A 4,235-nucleotide genomic window follows, 5' to 3' on the forward strand; every position below is an offset into this window, starting at 1 on the left:
ACCGCAATCCGAAAACGACGCGATACCCGGCTGGACCAAACCGACGGACCCTGCTCAGGCATCCCGGCGGCGCAGCAGGACGGCGGCGCCGGCAAGCGCGGCCAGCGCATACCCGCAGAACAGCGCGAACCCGGTCCACGACGACAGCGCGGAGGGCTCGTGCAGGACTCGAAAAATCGCCTGTCCGGCATTGCTCGGCAGGTACTTTTCGATGTGCTCCCGCCAACTCGCGGGCAGGAACAAAACGATGATCGGAAGTACCAGCAACAGCGCGAACAGGGTCGCAATCCCACCGGCGGTGCTCCGGAGCAGCGCGCCGAGGGCGATACCCAGCGCACCGACGACCGTCAGGTACAGACCGCCGCCGATCACCGCGGTGAGGACGCCCGGCCGCGACAGCGTCGTGGAGATGTGTTCGGACGCCAGCATCGCCTGGCCAGCAGCGAACGCCACGAACGACGCGACGGTCATCAGCACAAACGTGACCAGGGCAAAGACCGCCGTCTTCGCCCACAACACGGGCAACCGCCTGGGGACCGCGGCCATCGTCGCGCGGATCATGCCAGTGGAGTACTCACCACTGACGATCAGGACGCCAAGGACTCCGACCGGGAGCTGCGCGAGGAAGATCCCGCTGAGGCTTGTCAGGGTGGGGTCAAAGAGAAGGCGGTCACGCGGATCATCCTCATTCCAATGACTGGCGCTCCCCCAGGAGATAAGAATACCGAGCCCGATTATGATCACAAGCGCGGCCAGCAGCGAGTAGCGGGTCGAGCGTAGCGAGTACAACTTCGTCCACTCCGAACGCATGACCCGCAGTTGGGTCACCCCCACCGCCGGTTCGTTCCGCGCCCGCGGGCTGCCGCCGTCCCTGTCGATCTCGGTAACAGCGGTCATGACGATGCTCCCGTCGTGGCTTGTGCGGTGAGAGCATCGGCCTGGTACTCGACGCTGTCCCGGGTGAGATCCATGAACGCCTCCTCCAGCGACGCCTGTTGGGGCGTCAGCTCATACAGCACGATGTCGTTCTCCGCCGCCGTCCGGCCGATCTGCTCGCTGGTGAGGCCGGTGACCTCCAGGATGTCGGGCGCGCTGGCGGTTACCGTCGCATCCACGCTCACAAGCAGCTCACGTAGTTGGGATGCCTGCGGCGACCGGACCTTCACGGTGTTGGTCGACGCACCGTGGATGAAGTCCGCGACGGATGTGTCCGCGATCAGGCGCCCACGGCCGATCACGATGAGGTGCTCGGCGGTCAGCGCCATCTCGCTCATCAGGTGCGAGGAGACGAAGACCGTCTTGCCCTCCGCCGCAAGCCCCTTGAGCAGGTTACGGATCCAACGGATGCCCTCTGGATCCAGACCATTCACCGGCTCATCCAAAATCATGATTGAGGGATCGCCCAGCAGCGCGGACGCGATCCCCAGCCGCTGTCCCATCCCGAGGGAAAAACCACCCACCCGCTTGCGCGCGACTTCGCGCAAACCGACCAGATCGATCACCTCGTCGACCCGGCGCCGGGGGATCCCGTGCGTGTGCGCCAGCGCCAGCAGATGGTTGGTGGCCGAACGACCGGTATGAACCGACCGGGCCTCCAGCAAAGCCCCAACCTCACACAGCGGAGCGGAAAAATCACGGTAGCAGCGGCCATTGACCATGACCCTGCCGCTGGTGGGCTCATCCAGACCGATAATCATCCGCATGGTCGTCGATTTACCGGAACCGTTCGGCCCCAGAAAACCCGTCACCACGCCAGGCTCCACGGCGAAGCTCAAGCCGTCGACCGCCGTCTTTTCCCCATAGCGCTTCGTCAGCCCCTCGACCTTAATCACAGTGCGCCCTCCACAGTTTCCGGTGTCGCCGACGCCACCGACATTACGGTCGTCGTCGCTGCCGCCGACCGGCGGCAGCCTGAAATCCGGCGATGGGTCCGGCTGGCGAGACCCATCGCCGGGCATGCCCCCGACATCTACGATCAGCGATCGTGGAGTGGAATCTGCGGACCTGTGCCCGTAAAGGGCATGTCACCTACCGTCCGGACGAGCCGGCTCTGGCCGACCGGCTGGTAGCACAGACCCCCGCTGGGCCAGCCTGGCGCTGTCTGCGCTGCGGGGACTTCGTCGTCGCTGATCCGGTCGCGGCCGGGCCAGCACGCGATGCACCGGTGCTGCTGCGCGGCCGGGCGCTACGGGACGCGACGGTACTGCGGCTGCTCGCGGTGGAGCGCATCGTCCGCGCGGTGCTACTGGCTCTGGTCGGCTACGCTGTGCTGCGGTTTCGCCAGTCCGAGGCCGACATCCAGGAGCTGTTCGACAAGGCGATCCCGGCCGCGAAACCACTCGCCTCGGTCCTGCACCTGGACCTGGACAACAGCCCGACGATCACACACCTGCGGCACCTCATCCACACCAAACCGAGCACTCTGCTGCTGGTCGCCACCCTGCTGTTCGGTTATGCGGCCATACAGATCGTCGAAGGTGTCGGGCTCTGGCTGCTGCGACGCTGGGGAGAGTACTTCGCCGCCGTCGCCACCTCGGTCTTCCTTCCGCTGGAGGTCTACGAGCTGACCGAACGGGTCACCGTCCTGCGAGTCGCCGCCCTGGTCATCAACGTGGCCGCCGTTGTGTACCTCGTCGCCACCAAGCGCCTGTTCGGGGTGCGCGGTGGACGCCGGGCGTTCGAGGCGGAACGGCAGAGCACATCCCTGCTGGAAGTCGAGCAGTCCGCGGAGCTACCCGACCATGAACTGTCCGGTAAGGCGTAGGCCGTCCCCCGCTATCCCCGCTATCCCCGCTATCCCCGCGCTATACCGCTCACACGGGTATACGGCGTAAACAGCGGGGAGCCCCGGCTCATCCAGCGGACAGCGCAGCGGACATCCCCGATCTGTTGGCCTCCTTAAGACGCGGAAACGGTATGACTAACCGGCCGGTTAACATATTGTGATATCTGCTCAGTCGACTTCGGTGTACAGCGCCGCCTGTCGACCCCAAGCCGTTAGATCATGCTTGACCTCCATGATCATAACTCCTCTCCGCACCGGCGCCCGGCGGGCATCCGGGCGTACCCGGGGTATTCTGGAGGAGAAAATTTTGCCCATGCCGAGTCTGCGTGCTCGGCGCGGAGAGGAGCAAGAAAATGGGACAGCCGGTCGTTCATTTTGAAATTATTGGCAATGACTCCGAAAAACTGAAGAACTACTACTCTGGCCTGTTCGGATGGAAGATCGAATCCGATAACCCGATGAACTACGGGGTCGTACAGCGCGTCGGCAATGTCAACACCGATGGCGTCGGAATCGGCGGCGGTGTCGCGGCGGCTCCGGAGGGGTACGCCGGTCATGTCACGTTTTACGTCGAGGTACCCGACGTAGAAGCCGCGCTCGTGAAAGCCGAAAACCTTGGCGGGTCACGGATGATGGGGCCAGAAAAAGTGATGGAAGGGGTCGAAATAGGACTCTTCAACGACCCCGAGGGGCACTTGGTCGGTGTCGTGCGGTCCGCGTCGTAACAGTTCCCCGTGCATATACCAGGGGCCCCGCTCGACGCGGGGCCCCGCTCCTATCAGAGCTGGCATGGGCATGGGGCAGATGTCTCAGCAGACTTAGAGCGACCGGCAATAGGGGACGCGGCGTCGCGGGGCTGGGGCACGCACCTCACCGCGTTGTCGTCGGTCGCCACCCAACACCAGGGTGACTCCCTCCTCCGCCTCGCGATGCACGCACCCCAGCCCCGCTCCTTGATCCACGCCCCTATTGCCGGTCGCTCTTAGAAAACGATGGTGCGCCCTTCCTCGGTGACGTCCGCAGCGGTGTAGGAGACACCGTCGACTTTCAGGCCGCCGCGGTCGAGCAGAGTGATGATGCCACCACGGTTACCGAGCGCTGCCGGCGGCGCGAGCGGTATCCGCCGGGTTTCCCCGGCCGGGAGCACGCCGTCGATGATCTGGAAACGGTGGGCGTCCCGGTCCGCGATCGACCAGCCGGTAAGGTCCACTGGCTGTGTCCCGGTGTTGACAATGGTGACCGTTTCAGCTTCAGGCGCCGGCCCGACAGGGTTGACCAGCGCGGCGACAATGCGGAGCAGATGATCGGATGCGCCGGGCGTGGGCCGCCCAGGCACGGGAGGGGTGATCCGTGGGAGGGCGTGGCCGGTGGTGTCGTCGGTATGCCATGTCTGGGATTGGAAAGCAAGGAAGATCGCAACCCATTGTCGGACGGCGGGAAAATGAATAAG

At 64.8% G+C, this 4,235-nt stretch carries 5 protein-coding genes; 2 read left to right on the forward strand and 3 right to left on the reverse strand.

From position 1 onward, the window contains the following. Positions 1–54: 54 nt before the first annotated feature. Complete coding sequence (locus tag MJ785_RS04570; RefSeq protein WP_239380074.1) at positions 55–897, reverse strand: ABC transporter permease subunit; 843 nt, start codon at positions 895–897, stop codon at positions 55–57. Next, the gene (locus tag MJ785_RS04575) at positions 894–1,832 is read right to left on the reverse strand and encodes an ATP-binding cassette domain-containing protein (protein WP_239308314.1); all 939 of its coding nucleotides are present in this window, start codon (positions 1,830–1,832) and stop codon (positions 894–896) included. The genes MJ785_RS04570 and MJ785_RS04575 overlap by 4 nt, the downstream gene beginning before the upstream one ends. Positions 1,833–1,984: 152 nt before the next feature. Between MJ785_RS04575 and MJ785_RS04580 the strand changes: the two genes are divergently transcribed. After that, positions 1,985–2,764: a DUF2127 domain-containing protein gene (locus tag MJ785_RS04580; protein WP_239308315.1), complete on the forward strand. Its 780-nt coding sequence runs from the start codon at positions 1,985–1,987 to the stop codon at positions 2,762–2,764. A 347-nt stretch (positions 2,765–3,111) separates the two neighbouring features. Then, complete coding sequence (locus MJ785_RS04585) at positions 3,112–3,510, forward strand: VOC family protein (protein WP_239380075.1); 399 nt, start codon at positions 3,112–3,114, stop codon at positions 3,508–3,510. 257 nt (positions 3,511–3,767) lie between these two features. On the opposite strand, the gene MJ785_RS04590 is transcribed toward MJ785_RS04585, so the two are convergent. Continuing rightward, the coding region (locus MJ785_RS04590) for a lamin tail domain-containing protein (RefSeq protein ID WP_239380076.1) at positions 3,768–4,235 on the reverse strand (468 nt) is incomplete at its 5' end.

Source organism: Protofrankia sp. CiT1 (assembly GCF_917627335.1).
GTDB lineage: Bacteria > Actinomycetota > Actinomycetes > Frankiales > Frankiaceae > Protofrankia.

Coding starts and splice junctions, on each gene's coding strand:
- MJ785_RS04570 (WP_239380074.1), bottom strand. CDS start 897: ATGACCGCTGTTACCGAGATCGACAGGGACGGCGGCAGCCCGCGGGCG.